A 22,151-nucleotide genomic window follows, 5' to 3' on the forward strand; every position below is an offset into this window, starting at 1 on the left:
ATAAACACATTAACAATTAAGTAGATATTGCAATAAATGATGAAGAAGTATTTAATAGCGCTCCTGTTATCAACGCTCTGTGGAGCCACGGTAAAATCGCAGACTGCAAGTGCCTATTTTCCGGAAAAAGATTTAATTACCACAGGAATATATTATTACCCCGAACATTGGAAAGAAAATCAGTGGGAACGCGATATTAAAAAGATTGCAGACATGGGCTATGAGTTTGTCCACCTTGCCGAGTTTGCCTGGTTTAAAATGGAACCAGAAGAAGGGCATTTTGATTTTGCCTGGTTGGATAAGGTAGTTGATCTCTGCACAAAATATAAGCTTAAAGTGGTAATGTGTACCCCATCGGCAACTACACCGGCCTGGATGCGCGTAAATTATCCCGAAACTTTTATCATGGATGGGCATTATATCCGTGCTGAACACGGGACAAGGGGGCTGGGTTCAATCGTTAATTCCAGGTACCGCTCGTTTGTCAAAAAAATAGTGCTTGAAATGGCAAAGCGTTACGGTAAGAATAAGAATATAACCGGCTGGCAACTTGATAATGAGCCAGATGCCAAACCCGATTACAGCCCGTCTTCACAGGAAGCTTTCAGGCAATGGCTAAAAACCAGGTATAAAACCATTGATGCCTTAAATGAGGCCTGGGGAACTGCTTTCTGGAGTCAGTGGTATAACAGTTTTGAACAGATTATGATCCATAATACCAATCTGGTGGGATGGTGGGGAAATAACCCACATGCCTTGCTCGATTTTAAACGTTATTGTGCTGATGCGCAGGCCGAGTTCCTTGATTTTCAGGCCGGGCTGCTAAGAGATCACATTGCTAAAACCCAATACATTACCACCAATTATACCGCTGTTTGTACCGGCGCTGATCCTGGCAGAACAAAGAAAGTCGATTTTGCAGCCTACACGGCCTATCCTAATGGCGGCAGCGATAATATCGGCGAACTTGGCTTCAGGCTGGGCGATAGCAGGGCATTATTATTCGCATCTTCATACTATCAGCAATTGGGAGGATTATCAGGTGTGATGGAAATTCAACCCGGTCCGGTAAACTGGGGAAGCTATAACCCGCTGCTTTTACCCGGAACCGTACGCATGTGGTTATACCATTCATTTGCAGCAGGCGGAAAACTAGCCTGCTCTTACCGTTTCAGACAGATATTGTATGGTGCCGAACAATACCATTCAGGGGTGATAAAAACCGATGGTACAACACCTTCGCCAGGAGGAGAGGAGTATATTCAGTTTAATAAAGAAATAAAACAGTTACGAAAATTGTACAAACCGGGCAAAGCAATGCCCGAAAAACTGGCTGCGAGATCTACCGCTATTCTCTGGAACCTGGAAAACTACTGGACAATAGACCGGCAAAAACAAACCAATCAGTGGGATACCTGGGGGTACCCGGTTAAATTTATGGAAATTGCAAAATCGCTTGGCGCACCCGTAGATATTATTAATGAAACGACCGATTTTTCTAAATATAGTGTTGTTATTGTGCCTGCTTACGAAATGGCTGATGCTGCACTGATTAAAAAATGGGAGAAATATGTTGCTGACGGGGGGCACTTAATAATCACCTGCCGCACTGCAACCAAAAACAGGATGGGGCATTTCTGGGAGGGCAAAACTGCTGCGCCAATATCTGGCCTGATAGGGGCCGAAATCCTGGCTACAGATATGCTTTCCGGGCGCTCCAGGGGCGATGTTCAGATCGGTTTAAAACATTATGGCTGGAATAGTTGGGCAGATTTGCTCCAGGCCGGACAAAATTCGGAGGTTGTTGGCATTTACCAGGACCAGTTCTATAAAGGGAAATCAGCTGTGGTAAAGCGTAAAATTGGCAAGGGTGAGGTAACTTATATAGGTGTAGCTACTGCCGATTTTGAACTGGAAAAAGATATTTTAGCCAATACCTACACTGGTACAGGAGCTACAACCGAAAACTACCCTAAAGGCATTTACGTATATTGGAGAGATGGATTTTACATGGCTGTAAACTATTCTTCAACCGATTATACGTTTAATCTTCCTAAAACTGCAGAAGTCGTTATCGGAAAGAAAACCCTTGAACCCGCCGGCGTATTGGTTTGGACAGAATAGACCTAAACTATAAACTTGGAGCATTGCAGAGCGTATATCCGGATTTTATTGTAAATTAGCAGTATTAACGTTAACCAAACGATTATAAATTTTGCCTTTTTGATAATTAGTGATTTCCTCTGAACGGATACATCCGTTATTTAATAAAAAAATATGTTTCGGTTTTTAGCCCTGATCTGTGCCCTGGTATGGTGTGATTTACTCTATGCCCAAGAAGATACTTTTCGTTTTTCCCGTATTGATATCACTAATGGTTTATCAGATAATCAAACCAATGCCATATATAAAGACCACAAGGGGTTTATGTGGTTTGGAACCATGGCCGGACTGAGTAGATTTGATGGGCACGATTTTAAGATTTTCAGGCATAATTCAAAAGACAGTTCAAGCCTTCCAAATGGCTATGTGATCGGCATATTTGAGGGCCCGGAGCAGGAGCTGTGGGTTAAATCAAACCAGGGTTTCAGTATTTACGATTCGGCAAGCGAAAAGTTTGAGAACTTTCAGCAAAAACATTTTGCGAAGTATAAAATTCCGGGTGGATACCTCAGGGAGGTAAAAACAGATGGTCGAGGAAAGTTATATTTTAACATCGAAAACCAGGGTATTTATGGTTATGATTCGAAAACCGGTAAATCGAAAAAATATTTTTTGAAAGGTGAACTGATAAATGAACTGAAGAATACGCAGATAAGTGATTTTATTGATGATTTAAAGGGGAACTTATGGGTAGTTTATTATAATGGCATAATTGATAAATTTAATTTAAAAGAACAGCGGGTAACTAATCGTTATAATACTGTATATGAGTATTTTGCTGGTCAGGCAAGTTGGTGTAGTTTCAGCAGTGACGCTGATGGTGATATCTATATTTTTAGTGGGACCAATCCTTTTGGCCTGTTTTATCTTCATGCAGCAAGCGGGAAGTTTCATTATTTCGGCAAAAAAACAGACCATACAGGTTTAAGCTCCAAAAATGTAAGCCGTGTAATTGAAGGCGATGACGGAAATATCTGGATTGGTACCGATCACGGTGGAATTAATATCCTGGATAAAAAAACCAGGAAATTAACCTATATCTTAAATAAAGAGAACGATCCGCGAAGCTTAAGCGATAACAGTATTTCATCACTATATAAGGATAACAATAATATTATCTGGATAGGTACCTTTAAAAAAGGAATTTGCTTCTATCATAAAAGTGTTTATAAGTTTCCGGCCAATCCTTACCTGGCTGGTAAAAGCCCAATAAAAAAAGATGTTAATTGTTTTGCAGAAGATAACAACAACAATTTATGGATTGGTACCAACGGAGAAGGCTTATTGCGTTTAAATAAAATAACCGGCGCGATCACCACTTACCGCAATAATCCCGATAATAATAATTCTTTAAGTAGCGACATTGTGGTAAGTCTTGAAATTGACCATGAAGGCGTATTATGGATTGGCACTTATTTGGGCGGTCTTGATGCTTTTGACGGAAAATATTTCAGGCATTTTAAGCCTGGTCAGGGACCTGCAAAACTATCAGATAACCGCGTTTATGCCTTGCTGAATGATTCTTACAACCGGCTTTGGGTAGGTACTTTAAATGGCGGACTCAACTTATTTGATCGTCAGACCGGAACATTTAAACATTTTAATCCTGATATTAAAAATACAATAAACTCTTTTGTGGTTTCCTGTTTATACGAAGACAAGAATAAAAATATCTGGATTGGCACCACAGGGGGTGTTAATATTTTTGATCACAAAAGCGCTACCTTCAAATACCTGAAAAATAACCCTGCAGACAGCAACAGTTTGATCCAGAACGATGTAAACTCTATTTTGCAGGATGCACGTGGATGGATGTGGATCGGTACAAAAGAAGGAATCAGTATATACGATCCGGTTAAGGGTACATTTAAAAACCTGAATGAAGCGGTAGGGCTGCCTGAAGATATGGTGTTCGAACTCCTGGAGGATGAACATCACGATATCTGGTATAGTTCGCGAAAAGGTCTTTTTAAGATTTCGATTAGCCATAACGGAAAAAATTACCATTTCAGATATAGCAAATACAACCAGTTAGATGGGCTTGAAAGTACACAGTTTAATATCAATGCTGCGGGTAAAACCAAAGCGGGTGAACTGATTTTTGGAGGCCCAAGTGGATTTAATATATTCAGGGCCAGCGAAATCAAAAACAGCAGTGTCTCTGCTGCCTTGGTAATGACCGACCTGGAAGTATTTTACCATAAAGTTCGTGTAGGCGAGCGTATAAACGGGCATATTGTTTTACCCGAAACCATAACCTCGCTCAGCAATTTAAATCTCACCTACAAAGAAAATATCTTTTCAATACAGTTCGCGTTGCTCAATTATTTAAATCCCGATAAAATAATCTATAAATATAATCTCGAAGGTTTTGATAAACGCTGGCTTACCGTTTCATCCGAACTGCGTAAGGCTACTTTTACCAACCTCGACCCCGGAAATTATACCCTTCATGTAAGGGCTTTTAACGAAAACGATCCGCTTCCAATAGCAGAATCACACCTCAATATTACCGTTTCTCCTCCTTTTTGGAGAACCACCTGGGCGTATATCCTTTATTTGGCATTGATAGGATTTGCGTTGCTATATATACGCAGCAGGGGCATTCTTAAGCTTAAACGGGAGTTTGCCCTGGCACAGGAAAGGGCTGAAGCAAGGCAACTGAGGGAGCAAGACCGTAAGGAGGCAGAACGATTGCGGGAATTGGATTTACTTAAGATTAAATTTTTAACCAACCTGAGCCATGAATTCAGGACACCAATTTCATTAATTCTTGCCCCGGTTGATAAGCTGTTGATTTCGGCGAAAGAAAATGAACGGTATGGGCAGCTGGCAATGATTAAAAGAAATGCAAGGCGTTTACTGAACCTGGTAAATCAGTTGCTCGATTTTCGTAAAATGGAGGAACAGGAACTGCGGTTAAATAATACCGAAGGCGAAGTGGTATCTTTTATTAAGGATGCCACAGATTCTTTTTATGATCTGGCAGAACGTAAACAGATAAAACTGACTTTTGCCAGTCCGATTGAAAGTCTGTATGCCTATTTCGATCAGGATAAAGTTGAGCGTATAGTCTTTAATCTGCTCTCCAATGCATTTAAGTTTACTCCGCCCGGCGGAAAAGTAGAGGTTATGCTGCATAAGCGGTTAAATAAAACCGAAGATGGCAAAATCCTGTTAGAACTGAAGATACAGGATTCAGGAATCGGCATTCCGGCCGATAAACAAGCGCAAATTTTTGAACGTTTTTTTCAGCATGAAACCTCGGCATCTATTCTTAATCAGGGATCCGGCATAGGCCTTTCCATTACCAAAGAATTTGTGAAAATGCAGGGCGGTGAAATAACCGTAGAAAGTGAACCCGGACAGGGTACCTGTTTTACGCTACAGCTCCTCTTGACGCCTGTAGTAAAAGAACAGCAGATTCATGATAGTGAAACTGAAGACCTGCCTGCTCCATATAATACCGACGACAAAGAAAAAGCAGAAAAAGGGCCAACAGATAAACCTGTGTCGGCAAAAAATGCCCCGGTAATTTTGTTGGTAGAAGATAACGAGGATTTTAGATTTTACCTTAAAGATAACCTAAGTATTTATTATAAGATAATAGAGGCCTCAAATGGCAAAGAAGGCTGGCAAAAAGCACTTGCATTGCATCCGCATTTAATCGTTTCTGATATCAGTATGCCAGAAATGAGTGGTACAGAACTCTGTGCGAAATTAAAATCAGACGAGCGGACAAAACACATCCCAATTATCCTGTTAACGGCTTTAACAGCTGAAGAAGAGCAATTGAAAGGATTGGAAACCGGGGCAAACGATTATATGACCAAGCCCTTTAATTTCGAAATTCTGCATTCGAAGATCAAGAACCTCCTTACACTGCATCAAACCTTTAAAAAAACTTATTCCAGACAGGTCAGCATGTCATCGCCAGAAATGGAGATCGAATCAGATGATGTGAAATTTTTAAATGCAGCATTGCTGTACATCGAAGAGAACCTCCATAACCCACAATTATCTGTAGAAGATCTGAGCAGCCACATGGCAATGAGCAGGGTTTCACTGTATAAAAAATGCCTCAGGGTTACCGGTAAAACCCCTGTTGACTTTATCAGGTCGGTTAAACTCGAAAAAGCAGCCGTTTTACTGGAAAAAAGCACTAAAACCATATCCGAAATATGCTATATGGTTGGTTTTAGTACGCCAAATTATTTTGCAAAAGCATTTAAGGCCAAATACAATGTGCTCCCGTCAGAATATATAGCAGAAAAAAGGAATTTAAATTAAATTAAAGCAATAAGCTTTTTCATGATGCACAGCTAAAAAGCCTGTTTCTGGCCTGGCTAAGTATGGTATGTGTCTTACTGTCAGTGAAATATGTTTTTCTTATAAAACGTATTTAAATGGTGCTGTGTTAACATTTCTACTTACATATTTAACATTACTGCTCTGTGTGCAAAATGTGGTATTGTAGTTTTGAAACATAAAAATCAGACAACATTATTCTAACCATTTAATACATTATCCCTTTTATGAGAAGATTCTCTTTTTTTGTACTGTTGTTGTTTGTTACAACACAACTACTTGCGGTAGATATTGTTGAAACAGTACAAGATGGTATAAAAGTACACCCAAAAACAGGAGCGGCCAGGACCATTGAAATAAACGTTATAAACAGCCGGATCATCCGGGTGCAGGCATCTCCCGAAAATGCTATTCCTCAGGTTGCCAGCCTTTGCGTGTTGCCTGGGCTTAAAACGGCAGTTCCTTTTAAGCTAATAAAAAATGCTTCATTTGCACAATTGTCTACTAAAGATATTACTGTAAAAATCTCCCTGATTTCGGGTAAGATTTCTTTTACTGATCAGGCAGGAAAGGTATTGCTCCAGGAGGCTAAGAGAACTTTCAGTCCTTTAACCGTAGAAAATGATAAGGGCTACACCTTCCAGCAGGTTTTTACGGGCACGCCTGGCGAGGCTATATATGGCCTTGGGCAGCACCAGTCTGATGATTTTAACTATAAACATAAAAGCGAAGATCTTTTTCAATACAACACCAAAGTTTCAGTGCCTTTTATAATGTCTACAAAAAACTATGGCATTTTATGGGATAACTATTCGCAGAGTAAATATGGTGATCCCAGAGATTACAAAGACCTGAACCAGTTTAGCCTTTTTAATAAAGACGGTAAGGAAGGTACGTTGACGGCAACCTATACCAGCAAAGGCAGTGCAACTATTGTTCGCCAGGAATCGGCAATTGACTATGAAAACCTTACAACGGTTAAGAAATTTCCTGCAGATTTTAATTTTAACAATGGTTCAGTAACCTGGGAAGGAGAAATTCTTGCCAGCCAAACCGATGTTTACAAATTCAGTCTTTACTATGCTGGTTACACCAAAGTATGGCTGGATGGGAAATTGGTGGTACCCGAACGTTGGAGAACTTCGTGGAACCCGAATACATTTAGGTTTTCTTTCCCGCTAACTAAGGGGAAACGCACCAGGATTAAACTGGAATGGAAACCCGATGGGGGCGTTTCTTATGTGGGCCTTAAAGCGCTTTCTTCCTCACCGATAGAGAAAAATGGAAATATATCTTTTTGGTCGGAAATGGGCGATAAAATGGATTATTATTTCGTTTCGGGTAAAAATATGGATGAGGTAATCAGTGGTTACCGAACGTTAACTGGCAAGGCGAGTATTATGCCCAAATGGGCCATGGGCTTTTGGCAGAGCCGTGAGCGTTACAAAACCCAGGATGAACTGTTAAAGGTGGTAGATGAATACCGCAAGCGTAAAATCCCGTTGGACAATATTGTGCTCGACTGGAGTTATTGGCCTGAAAATGCCTGGGGAAGCCATCAGTTCGACCTGAGCAGGTTTCCTGACGCTAAAGGTATGGTAGACTCGGTACATAAAGAAAATGCACATATCATGATATCGGTATGGCCCAAATTTTATGTTACAACAGATCATTTTAAACAGTTTAGCCAAAAAGGATGGATGTATATGCAGGCGGTACAGGATAGTATACGCGATTGGATAGGCAAGGGCTATGTTGGGTCTTTCTATGATGCCTATAACCCCGATGCACAAAAACTATTTTGGAAACAGATGAAAGAGAACCTGTATGTAAAGGGGTTCGATGCCTGGTGGATGGATGCTTCGGAACCCAACATTCGCGATTGTACCGATATGGAATACCGTAAAAAATTGTGTGGCCCCACTGCCTTGGGTTCTTCTACAAAATATTTTAATGCTTACGCCCTGATGAATGCCAATGCCATTTATAATGGCCAGCGTGAAGAGGATAATAACAAGCGTGTATTTTTGTTAACACGATCTGGTTTCGCAGGTTTACAAAGGTATTCTACCGCTACCTGGAGCGGCGATATTGCATCAAGATGGGAGGACCTGAAAGCACAGATTCCTGCCGGTCTGAATTTTGCCATGTCGGGTATTCCGTTCTGGACAATGGATATTGGCGGCTTTTGTGTCGAAAAACGCTATGTTGAAGGACAAAATGCTTTTGATGCAACAGGCGTTGAAAATGCCGATTTGAAAGAATGGCGCGAACTGAACCTGCGCTGGTTCCAATTTGGGGCATTCAGTCCGCTTTTCCGGAGCCATGGCCAGTTCCCTTACCGCGAAATTTACAACCTGGCCCCGGAAGGTCACCCGGTTTACAAAAGTTTGGTTTATTACGATGAACTACGCTACCGATTAATGCCCTACATCTACTCTTTAGCCGGAATGGCATACCATAAAGATTATACCCTAATGAGATCGCTTGCAATGGATTATACTGCTGATCAGAAAACCTTTGGCGTGAGCGACCAGTTTCTTTTAGGTTCAGGCTTAATGGTATGCCCGGTTTATAGTTACAAAGCGCGTAACCGGGAAGTTTATTTCCCTTCAGGAACCAAATGGTATGATTTCTACACCCACAAACAAATTGAAGGTGGCCAGAAGTTAACTGTTGAAGCCCCGCTTGAGCGTATCCCTCTTTTTGTTCCTGCGGGTACTATTTTGCCTGTTGGCGAGGTAATGCAATATACATCAGAAAAGAAAGCCAATGATATCGAGATCAGGGTTTATAAAGGTAAAGATGGCAAGTTTAGTTTATACGAAGACGAAGGAAGCAACTATAATTATGAAAAAGGCGCTTTTTCTACCATTGACTTTGAATATTCAAACGATAAAAATGTACTGGTAATCAATAAACGTAAAGGTAATTTCCAGGGCATGTTAACGAACAGAACTTTCCGGGTAGTGATTGTTGGTAAAACAGATGTAGCGCCGAAGATCGTTCGTTATGATGGTGCCAAAACAATAGTAAATTTTTAATAGATAATTGCTTTAAACATACACACAATTAATGAAATCAATAGTAGTAACGGTAACAGTGCTGTGCGTCTCTTTATGGGCGGGCGCACAGCAAAAACAGCCGGTTTATCTCGATCTGAACCAGCCGCTTGAAAAGCGGGTTGAAAATGCGCTTTCACTGATGACCACTGAAGAAAAAGTGTCTCTCTGTTATGCACAATCAAAATTCAGTTCAAAAGGCGTACCCCGTTTGGGTATACCTGAAGTTTGGACGGACGATGGGCCTCATGGAATACGTGAAGAAGTTTTATGGGATGAGTGGGGCGGTGCCAACTGGACGAACGATTCTTGTACCGCATTTCCGGCACTTACCTGCCTGGCCGCTTCTTTTAACCCTAAATTATCTTTGCTTTATGGTAAGTCTATTGGCGAGGAAGCCCGTTACCGCAATAAAACGGTATTGTTGGGGCCGGGAGTAAATATTTACCGCACTCCCTTAAACGGAAGGAATTTTGAATACATGGGTGAAGACCCTTACCTCAGTTCGCACATGGTAGTGCCCTATATCCAGGGGGTCCAATCTATCGGCGTGGCAGCATGCGTAAAACACTTTGCGTTGAACAACCAGGAAGAGTGGCGCGGGCATATCAATGTTGATCTTAGTGACCGTGCTTTATACGAAATTTACCTGCCGGCATTTAAGGCTGCAGTACAAGAAGCAAAAGTATGGTCTATTATGGGCGCCTACAATCAGTTTAGGGGAGAACATTGTTGTCACAACGATCTGCTGTTGAATAAGATCCTGAAAAATGACTGGAAATTTGATGGGGTGGTAATTAGCGATTGGGGAGGCGTCCACAGTACAGATCAGGCGGTTAAAAACGGATTGGATCTAGAAATGGGCACCTACACCGATGGGTTAACAACCAACGGAAAGTTTCCTTATTCTGATTATTATCTGGCCAAGCCTTTCCTTATGGGGATTAAAGAAGGCAAATACGATGTGGCTTTACTTGACGATAAAGCGCGCCGTATATTACGTTTGATTTTCCGTACCACCATGAGCGCCAACAGGCCTTATGGTCGTTTCGTTTCTCCTGAACACAGTGAGGCAGCACGTAAAATTGCTGAAGAAGGAATAGTGCTTTTAAAAAATGATAAACAATTTTTTCCGGTTACCAGTGGTAAATTCAAAAAGATCGCAGTTATTGGCGAAAATGCCGATAGGAGCCTCGTAATCGGTGGCGGTTCATCATCACTTAAGGTAGCTTATGAAAAATCACCACTGGATGGATTGATCGCTAAATATGGAAAGGACCACATTACATACAGTCTTGGCTATGCTTCAGGGCCTGCATTATACGGGCGTGAAGAGCCATCGAAATTAAACGCCGATTCCTTGATTAATGCAGCAGTAGAAGTGGCTAAGCAAGCTGATGTTGTTTTTTTTATCGGCGGACTAAACAAAAATCACTTTCAGGATTGTGAAGGTGGCGACCGAAAGTCTTTAAGTCTTCCTTTTGGCCAGGATAAATTAATTGATGCTTTATTGAAAGTAAATAAAAACACGGCTGTAGTATTGCTCAGTGGTAATGCAGTGTCAATGCCCTGGATAAACAAAGTACCGGCCATTATACAGGGATGGTATCTCGGCTCCGAAGCCGGAAGTGCATTGGCCGAAGTAATTTCTGGCGAAGTAAACCCTTCGGGTAAACTGCCGTTCTCTTTTCCAAAAAAACTGGAAGATAATGCTGCACATTTTTATGGTAAAATTTCTTATCCTGGCGACAGTATTAATCAATATTACAAGGAAGATATTTTGGTAGGGTACCGTTGGTTTGACACTAAAAAAATAGCACCACAATACCCTTTTGGGTACGGTCTTTCTTATACCAGTTTTAATTTAGGTACGCTTTCTACTGATAAACCCGTTTATAGTAAGGAAGATGTTATCAAAGTAAGATTCACGGTTAAAAATACGGGAGCACGCTATGGTGCTGAGGTTGCCCAGTTATATGTGAACGATCCGGTTTGTAGTGTTTCGCGTCCGTTAAAAGAGCTGAAAGCCTTTGAAAAAGTGTTCCTGCAGCCAGGGGAAACAAAAGTTGTTGAAATGGATGTGAAAGTATCTGATTTTGCCTTTTATGATGAAAGTAAAAAAGATTGGAATGTTGAAGCAGGAGATTTTGTACTCCAGCTTGGAAATTCATCCGGTAATATCTCCCAAAAACTTAAAATAACAGTTAAATAAGCTATACAGAAATTAACAACCGATGCGGTTTCCGGAGAAGGGTATAGAAGCCCCATAACCAGACCATTCGGATATAAAAAGGGTAATTTTCAATTAGAAAATTACCCTTTTTTGTTTAATGAAACACTAGTTTAAATTTTCTTAAATCACTTTTACACTCTCCGCTCTCCGCTAACCGCTACATCTACTTCGCTATTTATCTAAATATTTAATTTGATATATATAAATTTAAATTTAGATTTGTCTAAAATTAAATTTAGACAAATCGATTCATTCATGAAGTCACTGTTATTATACTGTTTTTGCTTTTTGGTGTCGCTAAACGTAATGGCGCAAAAATTAACCCTTAAAGGTTCGGTTACCTCTCAAAACGGACCTGTAGAAAACATCACCGTAAAAATTTTGGGATTCAATAGAACTACCAAATCTGATATCTCTGGCAATTACCAGTTTAATAACCTTTCTTCAGGAAATTACGATCTTGTTTTTTCGGGCATTGGTTACCAGTCGAAAAGGATCAAAGTTGCTTTGCAGAGAGATACCGCTATTATTCGTACAGAGCTGTTAAGTTTGTCGTCGAACCTGAATGATGTTGTGATTACCGGCGTTAACCGGGCCACCGAATTACGCAAAAGTCCTGTGCCTATTGCCGTAATTTCGCGGAAATTAATGGATCAGAATGTAAATACCAATTTAATCGAGGCCATTGTTAAGGGAGTTCCGGGGGTTACTGCCGTTACTACAGGGCCAAATGTTTCCAAACCCTTTATACGTGGCTTAGGATATAACCGGGTATTAACCCTGTATGATGGGTTAAGGCAGGAAGGGCAGCAATGGGGCGATGAACATGGAATAGAAGTGGATGAATATGCCATAACCAGGGCCGAAGTAGTAAAAGGTCCGGCCAGCTTAACATACGGCTCAGATGCCCTGGCTGGGGTGATTAACATGATTCCTTATACGCCTAATATCGGAAACGGAGAACTAAAAGGCGATTTTACCGCAAACTATCAGAGTAACAACGGTATGGTTGGTTCATCAATCGGGCTTGCTTACCATAAAAACGATTGGAAGTATACGTTTAGGGCAACCGGAAAAACAGCCCATAATTATAAAAATAAAGTTGATGGTTTGGTTTATGGAACGGCTTTCAGGGAATATAATTTATCGGCCGGTGCAAGGGTAGATAAAACCTGGGGATTTTCTAAAACAGCCATTACCTATTATGATAATTTAATGGAAATACCTGATGGCAGTAGAGACTCTATATCCAGAAAATTTACGCGACAGGTGTTAGATGATGGCGACGATATTAAAAATAGACCTATTGTACCCGAAAGCGACCTGAACAGTTATGCTATTAACCCTTTGCACCAGCACATTCAGCATTTCCGTTTCTACAATACCAGCCAGTTTAAATTTGGTACAAGCGACTTGAATATATTAATTGGCGGGCAGCAAAGTGTAAGAAGGGAATATAATCACCCCACACTACCAAGTCAGGCTGGCCTTTACGTGGTACTCAATACCTTTAATTACGATTTTAAATATAACCTGCCCGATTTTGCAGGTATCGAAAGTACACTTGGCATAAATGGAATGTATCAGGGCAACAGGAGTAAGGCGGCTACAGATTTTCCCATTCCTGATTATGATCTTTTTGATGTTGGGGCTTTTTATTTTGCAAAGAAATCATTGGGGAAAATTGATATTTCCGGCGGATTAAGATTAGATAGAAGAAACATCAAATGGGACGATTTTTATGTGGGTGCCGATCCTAAAACGGGTTTTGGTAAACAGGTAAGTGCTAGCGATGGTACAGGGAAATTGCAGTTTCCTTCTTTCAACAAAAATTACTACGGCTTATCCGGAAGTTTGGGCTTTACCTATAACCTCTCCGAAAAATTATTAATTAAGGCGAATATTGCCAGGGGATACCGTGCACCAAATATTACCGAAATCGGTTCAAATGGTTTAGATCCCGGTGCACACATTGTTTACCTGGGCAACCGCACTTTTAAACCCGAATTTAACCTGCAGGAAGATATTGGCATTATTGCTTATTTGAAAGATGCTGATATCAGCATGGAACTTTTTAATAACAACATTCAGAATTATATCTATCAATCGCGTTTAACAGATGCCAGTGGAAATCCGGTTGTGATTGTTCCTGGTAATCTGACTTATCAGTATCAGCAATCAAAAGCAAGGCTGTATGGAGCAGAGGTTGCTGTTAACCTCCATCCCCGAACCATAAAATGGTTAAGTTTTAATAATAGTTTAGCTTATATTGTAGGTTTGAACCAAAACCAGGAATTATTGAATAAATATGGCCATGAGGCTAAATATTTGCCATTTATTCCACCTTTACAGGTAAGAACAGAAATCAAGGCCACAGCACAGAAACCTATTGGTATTTTTACTCAACCCTATATCAAAATCGATGCTGCCTTTTTTGGCGATCAGGATAAGTTTTATGCTTTAGACAACACAGAGACTTTTACTGCCGGTTATACACTGGTTAATGGAGGGATTGGTTCAACCTTAAAATCCAAGAAAGGAAAAACATTCTGCGATATTTTTCTACAGGCCGATAATATTTTCAATGTGGCGTACCAATCTAATTTGAACAGGCTTAAATATTTCGAATATTATAATCAATCGCCCAATGGCCGGTCTGGAATTTATAACATGGGCAGAAATTTTAGCTTCAAAGTGATTGTACCGATTTAGAATGGAATTGGAATATATGTAAGATGGGGGGATATAGGATCTAAAAGGGAGAATTGACCATGGAAAAGGTAAGATAGAAAAGGGAGTATGGGAACAGCAAATGGCTACTGATAGCTCCATCATCCATTTCATTAAACCTTTCAACTCCCAGTCTTTCTAACCCTAAACCCTAAACCCTAAACCCTAAACTATAAACCATTTTCCCTATTTTTACCTCATCCATCTTACATTATAACATTTTACATCTACATGGAGTTATCTTTAAGCGAACAGCGTCTCAATTTTTTAAAGCAATCGATCGGCAAGGTCATTACTGATTCACCATCTAATTTCATGAACTGGCTGGCCCCGGTATTGGTAAAGGCAGAACATGGTGTTTTGGTTTGCAAGTATACCATACGTAAAGAAATGACCAATCCCTATCAGATTTTACATGGTGGTGTAACCGCAGGAATTATTGACGATCTGATCGGTGCTACGGTTTTTACCATGGGATTAAACGAACGTTATACCACGGTAAGTAATTACATCGATTATTTTGCAACAGCAAGTGAAGGGGACGAGGTGCTTGCTGAAACTTCAATTGTTAAAAGAGGGCGAACGATATTAAATCTTCAGTGCGAAATATATTTACCTTCAAAAAAGCGTTTAATAGCTAAAGGCTACTCGAACATGTTAAACATAGGTTAAGCTGTATCGCATTGTTTAAGAATTAATTATTAATTCCTTTAAATTAACGAAACATTCTCATTTATAATTTGTTGTAGATTAACCAAAAATATAATGAGCCATGTTAGAAAATTATTCAACCCTGCAATTCATAGTGAGAGGCAAAATTTTTAAGGGATTTTGCATGCGTATCCAAGATGATTTTCATGAAACCTATGCCGTTGTTTTAGATGGTTACCATTCTTTTTGTATCTGGTTGGATAACAAAAGTAAAAAATGGTGCGCTTCAAAAAATGCGGCGATAGATCCGGATGCTATTGACGAAATCATCAGTAGGATTTCCCTTCCTGTTTCGTAATTTATTGTACATTTATATAATGCTCATAAAAAATCTCCATTTGGTTCTATCAAATGGAGATTTTTTGTGCTGCTATTTTAATCCTGGCCAAAAGAGGTAAGCCATACTTATTGCAGTGATTACACCTATTAAATCTGCCAGTAACATTGAACCAATAGCATAACGGGTATTCCTGATGCCAACAGCACCGAAATAAACAGCCACGACATAAAAAGTGGTATCAGATGCTCCCTGAAACACACCCGATAATCTGCTTGCAAATGAATCAGGTCCGTTGGCAATCATGGTACTCACCATCATGCCCCGGGCAGCTCCGCCACTCAATGGCCTGATCAGTGCAGTAGGCAATGCATCAACAAAACGGGTATCTGCGCCTAAAAAAATAAAGGCATGTTTAATCCCATTCATAATCACATCAAAGGTTCCGCTGGTTCTTAACATGCATACGGCAACCAAAATTCCAACTAAATAGGGAATAATTTTAATAGCCGTTTCAAATCCGCCTTTGGCCCCTTCAACAAAAGAGTCAAATATGTTTATTTTCTTATATAATGCTCCAAGAACGATAAGTAAAAAGATCAGTAAAATAAGTCCTCCACTAAGCAAACCCGAAAAAGAAGTAACACCTGCAGTATTTAAGCGGCTTACATACCATACAATTGCTGCAATTACTGCCGAAATTCCCAGTACCCAGGTTAATATTACAGGTTGCAGGAGGTTTATTTTCTGCTTAAAAGAAACAATCAGCATTGCGGCCATAGTACCTACAAAGGTTACAATCATGCAGGGAATAAATATGTCGGTAGGATCCTGCGCATTCTGAGTAGAGCGGATGGCAATTACACTTACCGGGATTAAACACAAACCCGCGGCATGGAGGCATAAAAACATAATCTGCGAATTGCTGGCTACATCTTTATTTGGATTCAATTCCTGTAAACTTTCCATGGCTTTGATCCCAAATGGGGTGGCAGCATTATCTAAACCCAATAAATTTGCCGAAAAATTCATGATCATGTGCCCCATAGAAGGGTGACCTTTGGGCACTTCAGGAAAAAGCTTTGAAAAAAAAGGACTGATAATCCTCGATAATAAACGGATGCCGCCTGCTTTTTCTGCAATAGACATGAAACCCATAAACAGGGCCAGTGTACCCACCAGCTCGATACAAAGTTTTACAGCAATGGAACAGGTTTGAATAATCCCGTCCAGTTTAAGTGGATTTGCCGGATCATCAGATTTCCCGATAACCATCCAGTTAAAAATGTCGCTTTGCCCAAAGAAAAAGCATTTAACACAAGCTACAAGAATAGCTACAATAATAAAACCCGACCATATCCTGCTTAATGCCATTAGTTTGTTTGTTTTTTGATGCGTGAAAATAGCTTTTTAAACCCAAATTTCATAGAGTTGGTTTAGGGGGGTAGTGTTTAGCGTTACGATAATGATTATATGTTATTAGGTATGTTAATGAAATTAAATTTATTTATTGAACAAAAAAATCCATGGTACAAAGCAATCATGTTACTTGTGCCATGGATTTGAATTTTAGTTGTCAGCTTTGAACTATCACTTATGATATTATCGGCGCTAACCCCTTAACGCTAACCTTTAAACCCAACTAAGGTTTCTCATCAGTTAACTCAAAGCCCCAGGTTTTTCCTTTTTCGGTTGCAGGTATTCCACTTGTCATCCAAACGGGCGCTTTTGCCCCTTTTAAATAATAATCGAAGAACTGTTGTTCGCGAATCTGGATATCCTTGCGGTTTTGGCGCTGAACCAGGTTGTGTGCTTCACCATTATAGTTTAACATCCAAACCGGTTTACCTAAACGACGCAGGGCGGTAAACATTTCTATCCCCTGGTACCATGGCACCGCGCCATCAGCATCGTTTGCCATTACTACAACTGGTGTATTTACTTTCGGGAACATAAACAAAGGAGAGTTTTCAATATACAACTCAGGTTTTTCCCAAAGGGTAGCACCGATACGGCTTTGTGTCTTTTCATATTGGAACTGGCGGTTTACACCACTTTCCCAACGAATACCGCCATAAGCAGAAGTCATATTGGCAACTGGTGCACCCGCCCATGCTGCTGCATACATGTTGTTTTGGGTAATAAGATAAGCCACCTGGTAACCGCCCCAGCTTTGACCCTGGATGCCGATTTTAGTGCCATCAACCCAACTGTTTTTCTTCAGGTTTTCTACACCTGAATTGATAAATTCAACCGCAGATTTACCCGGATGACCAACTTCATAGCTAATGTCTGGTGCGAAAACCAAATAACCGTTACTTACAAAATAAGAGATATTTAAACGTGAAGGAGTAGGAGCAGGTGCCTGGTAAGTATATAAACCATCGCTAAGTTTCTCATAGAAATAAGCAATCATCGGGTATTTCTTATTCGGATCGAAATTTTCAGGTTTATACAGGATACCCTCTGCTTTATAACCCTTTGGAGTAGTCCATTTTACCAATTCGGCAGTTCCCCAGTTATAATTCTGCTGTTGAGGATTGGTATTGCTTAATTTAGTTTCTGTTTTAAAATCTGTAGTAACATAAACATTCGGCGATTGTACATAATTCGCCTTATCATATATGTAAACATCAGCATCTTTAGCCTTAATCAGGTTCGAATATTTAAATTTGGCCATTACTACCAGTTCCGGTGCTTTAACTGAACCTACATTGGTACGGTAAAAACCATTTTCTTTGGTAACATTGTTAAAACCATCTAACCAAACCAGTTCATTTGATTTTACAAATTTACTGTCTGCATTGCGCTCAAACCTGTTTTCTGGCTGAACCCTTTCGTAACGGAAAGTTAGGTTATTGGCCCTTCCAAAGCCTGCAGTAATATTTTTTGGTGCGGTTTTTCCATCAGGAGAGAACGACCAGATATCGTATTTATCGTAAATTAATACCGCTTTATCGCCTTCAGTCCAGGTAGCTAAACCATAAGCAGAAGGCAAATCAGGTACATCATTTTCTTCATCAACAAATTTTTCTGTCAGCCCGGCTGTTAGTACGGTTACTTTGCCTGTGGCTATGCTATAGGTATTCCAGCTGCCTGCTTTTCTATCAAAATACAAAATATAGTTACCGCCCGGAGAAGCCATTGCATAACCGCTTAAATTATCAATGATTTTCTTTTTCTGGCCATTCTTAGTATCAACCAAATAATAATCTTTGGTAGTTGAACCGCTCCATTGCGATTCGATCCTGCGGCCAAAGTCTGTAGATGCCAATACTAAATTTGCATCACCTTCTGCAATCAGATTGGCATCAGGTAGTTTTAAATCTGTTAATGGAATTACTTTCGGGTCGCTGCTGTACACGTCTATAACAGATAGATAGCTTTTTTTGCTGTCTCTGTCTGCATTTTTAAGCTGCATTGGCTGTAAATAATCATCTTTGTAGTTCCAAACATCAACCTTTGCCACTTCGAAATCTACAATCGTGGTATCTTTTGGCTTTTTAATGGGAGAGATACCAAAAAATAATTTCTTGCCATCTTTGCTGAAAGTGATTTTTCCATCGCCATTAACTGACCATTTTGCAGGCAAGCCGGGCATATCGAAATCAACTAAAATCTGTGCGGTATCAAGCGTTAGCGAATTATAATAAATATTATAATCTTTTATTTCCTGTTTCTCAGGGCTTTGTTCACCTACAAAAGCCAGGTGCTCACTTTCCTCATCAAAGGTAAAGTTTTTGAAACTCCCTTTACCTCTGATCAGAGTTTTAAGTGTGCCTTTATCAGTATTTAATAAAAATACACCGTGGGGTGCAGTTTTATCTTTTTTAGATCCGCTGCAGGCAAAAACCAATTGTTTACCATCCTTACTGAAATAATAATCGGTTACGAATTTATAGGTTTTTTCAGTACCGGTTAAAAGGTTTCTGACAACTAAATCGGTTCCTTCATCGGTTTTATTTTTTGCGGCAGGCTCATCATCTGCAAAATCAGATTCACTATCTTTTTTCTCGGCAGGTTTTGTTGCTTTTTTCGCTGTGTCGGGTTTTTCAGTTAAATAGGCGATAAAACCTGAACCTTCCTCGGGAAGTTTAAAAGATTTTACCCTCGCTACCTTAGTAACTGAATTGGTAGTGAGATTGGCAATACCCAACGAATCTTTTGGCAATTCATCAGCTTTTTTCCTTTTTATTTTAGCCTGGCGTAAATCTTTATTCAAAGGGCGGATATTAAAGGCCGCAAATTTAGAGTCGTTGCTGAACTGCGCATTCATCCCTCTCGGAATGTTCAGTTTTGCATTGGTTTTGATATTGGTAAGGTAAAGTTGTGCATCGCCTTCTTGCTGCAGGATGCTGTACATGGCCCAAACGCCATTATTTGATAATTGCTTTGAACCTACCGATTCCCAGGTATCATATACCGTATGATCTAATGGTTTTTTTTGTGCGTAGGCAAAGCTGACAACGAAAAACAGAATAATTGTTAGTCTCTTTTGCATTTTGAAATGTTAAGTAATTTGTTGGTTCAGATTTAATCACCTAAAATTGGAATTTTTTGGCTTATTCGGAAACTTGTATGCCAAATATTACAATTAAAAGCGTTTTACAGTGATTTTTTAAAGAATATAATACGCTCGGCAAAGCCCTCATTTCGAGCGAAGTGCAACCGAAGTCGAGAACCCGCAGGCTCAGCGAAGCTAAATCTATTTTAATGGATCTCTCTCCCGACTTAACGTCGGGACTGCGCTTCAGCAGAGATGACTACTGTTTATTTTGCTCCAGGCTTTCCCAAACTAAAAATCCCCGATCACGCTAAGTAACCGGGGATTCTATCATTTAAAAGCAAAATTACTTTTTAGCCTGTTGTTGCTGCTGACGCATATAATCATCTAAACGTTGTTGAAATTTAGATTTTTTCTTTTTCTCGTCAACTGGCCTGGCTTTATTCTGCTGAATTAAAGCATGTATCTTTTCATCATCCACCATTTTACGGATCAGGAACTGCTGTCCAAAAGTCATTAAGTTGGCCAGGAAGTAATAATAGTTCAATCCGGCAGGATAGCTATTTAATACCCCTAAGAAAATGATCGGCATAATGTAACCAATGTATTTCATCTGACCGGTAGCACCCGAAACCTGGTTATTAAAATAAGTCATGATCAGGGTCGAAACAGTCATCAGTACACACATTAAGCTTAAGTGATCGCCAATGAACGGAATTTTAACACCGAATCTGATAAACTCATCGTAAGTAGATAAATCTTTCATCCAAAGGAAACTCTCTCCGCGTAGCTCAAACAAGTTAGGGAAGAAGAAGAAAAAGGCCATAACCAAAGGCAATTGTAATACCATGGGTAAACATCCTCCCAATGGGTTTACTCCTGCTTTCTTATATAACTTTAAATATTCCTGCTGAACCAATGTTGGGTTATCTTCACCTACCTTAGCTTTAATTTCGTCCATTTCAGGCTTTAAAACCCTCATTTTAGCCATAGATAAATATGACTTGTAGGTAAGTGGCGATAAAGCAAGCTTTAATAAGATGGTTAGCACCAGGATAATTAGGCCATAGTTCCAGTTAAAACTGTTTAAAAAGTTAAATACAGGCAATACAATAAAACGGTTAATGTATTTTAATGGCCAGTAACCCAAATCTACCTGTTTTTCTAAATCGTAGCCCTGTGCTTTTAAAGCAGAGAATTTATTGGTACCGAAATAGAATTCCATTTCATAAGCCTGGTTTGCAGTGTGCGTATAAGGCAATTGCATGTTGGCATCATAAAATTTCACCTGGCCTGGAGCTGTAGGAATTTTAACTTCTAAGCTGCCTTTTTCGAAAGCCTGTTTCGAAATTAAAGAAGCCGAGAAAAAGTGTTGTTTAAAAGAGAACCATTGAATTTTACCTTTTGATAACTCTTCTTTTTCATCCTTGGCAACACTTAAGTGGTTAACATCGCCATCTAAATATTTGTAATACGGTGCAGAATAACGGTGTTCACTATCGATCGATTTTTCTTGTTGCAATAGTATAGTCGACCAGTTTAAGCCAATCGTATTACCAGCTATAACCTGTTGTAAACCCACTAAGTTAACATTAAAGGCTACTTTGTTGCTTAAAGGTTTTAGATCGTAAACATATTCTACATAGGCATTGGCGTCATAATTGGCGCGCATGGTAACCGTGTTGCCTGTTTTGGTTGATGTAAAATATAAATCGTTGGTATTGATTACTTTACCGGCAGCATTTAAATTTAAACCAAATTTGTTCTCACTGCCTGCAAATAAAATAAGCGGTTTGCCAGAAAAGGTTTTCTGTCCTTTAACCTCTACTGAAGTAATTTTACCACCTTTATTACTTAAGGTAATCAATAAATTTTCGTTTTCTAAAACAGTATTTGCTTCAGCGCCTGTTAATGCAGTACCAAAAGGCCCTTTTAGAGCTGAAGAATCAACAGCTGAATTGGCAATTGTGGCAGCTTTGGTGGTGTCTTTTGGTACTGGTGTTACACCGGCTTTTTTCAAAGAATCCAGGCGCTCTGTTTCTTTGGCTTTTTTAATTTCAGCCTCACTCGGCCTAAAAAAGTAGAACGATCCTGCCAAAATGATCATGATCAGGAACAGTCCTGTAAAGGTATTTCTATCCATTATTTATGTTTAATACTGCT

10 protein-coding genes are annotated in these 22,151 nt (G+C 39.8%); 7 read left to right on the forward strand and 3 right to left on the reverse strand.

The window, feature by feature from the left end; all coding sequences use genetic code 11:
* Window positions 1–36 precede the first annotated feature (36 nt).
* From ACFSR6_RS21865 to ACFSR6_RS21895, 7 genes are all read left to right on the forward strand, one after another.
* Entirely contained in the window at window positions 37–2,124 is a 2,088-nt protein-coding gene (locus ACFSR6_RS21865; RefSeq protein ID WP_379082988.1) for a beta-galactosidase, read from the forward strand.
* A gap of 153 nt (window positions 2,125–2,277) precedes the next feature.
* A complete protein-coding gene (locus ACFSR6_RS21870; protein ID WP_379082990.1) occupies window positions 2,278–6,453 on the forward strand; it encodes a two-component regulator propeller domain-containing protein in 4,176 nt (1,391 codons plus the stop codon).
* Window positions 6,454–6,698: 245 nt separating this feature from the next.
* Window positions 6,699–9,515: a glycoside hydrolase family 31 protein gene (locus tag ACFSR6_RS21875; RefSeq protein ID WP_379082992.1), complete on the forward strand. Its 2,817-nt coding sequence runs from the start codon at window positions 6,699–6,701 to the stop codon at window positions 9,513–9,515.
* A 31-nt stretch (window positions 9,516–9,546) separates the two neighbouring features.
* Window positions 9,547–11,745, forward strand: a complete 2,199-nt coding sequence (locus ACFSR6_RS21880) for a beta-glucosidase family protein (RefSeq protein WP_379082995.1) — start codon at window positions 9,547–9,549, stop codon at window positions 11,743–11,745.
* 327 nt (window positions 11,746–12,072) lie between these two features.
* On the forward strand, window positions 12,073–14,478 hold the full coding sequence (locus tag ACFSR6_RS21885; RefSeq protein WP_379082997.1) for a TonB-dependent receptor: 2,406 nt from the start codon (window positions 12,073–12,075) through the stop codon (window positions 14,476–14,478).
* Between the two features lie 249 nt (window positions 14,479–14,727).
* On the forward strand, window positions 14,728–15,168 hold the full coding sequence (locus ACFSR6_RS21890; protein WP_379082999.1) for a PaaI family thioesterase: 441 nt from the start codon (window positions 14,728–14,730) through the stop codon (window positions 15,166–15,168).
* Between the two features lie 163 nt (window positions 15,169–15,331).
* Window positions 15,332–15,505: a hypothetical protein gene (locus tag ACFSR6_RS21895; RefSeq protein ID WP_343521936.1), complete on the forward strand. Its 174-nt coding sequence runs from the start codon at window positions 15,332–15,334 to the stop codon at window positions 15,503–15,505.
* A gap of 72 nt (window positions 15,506–15,577) precedes the next feature.
* Here ACFSR6_RS21895 and ACFSR6_RS21900 read toward each other — a convergent pair whose 3' ends face one another.
* The 3 genes from ACFSR6_RS21900 to yidC all read right to left on the reverse strand — a co-directional run bounded on the left by ACFSR6_RS21900 (window position 15,578) and on the right by yidC (window position 22,131).
* Window positions 15,578–16,858: a nucleoside recognition domain-containing protein gene (locus ACFSR6_RS21900; protein ID WP_379083001.1), complete on the reverse strand. Its 1,281-nt coding sequence runs from the start codon at window positions 16,856–16,858 to the stop codon at window positions 15,578–15,580.
* Between the two features lie 268 nt (window positions 16,859–17,126).
* Window positions 17,127–19,985, reverse strand: coding sequence for a S9 family peptidase (locus ACFSR6_RS21905; RefSeq protein WP_379083003.1), 2,859 nt, complete (start codon window positions 19,983–19,985; stop codon window positions 17,127–17,129).
* A 349-nt stretch (window positions 19,986–20,334) separates the two neighbouring features.
* The gene (gene yidC / locus ACFSR6_RS21910) at window positions 20,335–22,131 is read right to left on the reverse strand and encodes a membrane protein insertase YidC (protein WP_379083005.1); all 1,797 of its coding nucleotides are present in this window, start codon (window positions 22,129–22,131) and stop codon (window positions 20,335–20,337) included.
* Between the last annotated feature and the right edge of the window lie 20 nt (window positions 22,132–22,151).

The sequence above is a fragment of the Pedobacter vanadiisoli genome, from assembly GCF_042684385.1.
GTDB lineage: Bacteria > Bacteroidota > Bacteroidia > Sphingobacteriales > Sphingobacteriaceae > Pedobacter > Pedobacter vanadiisoli.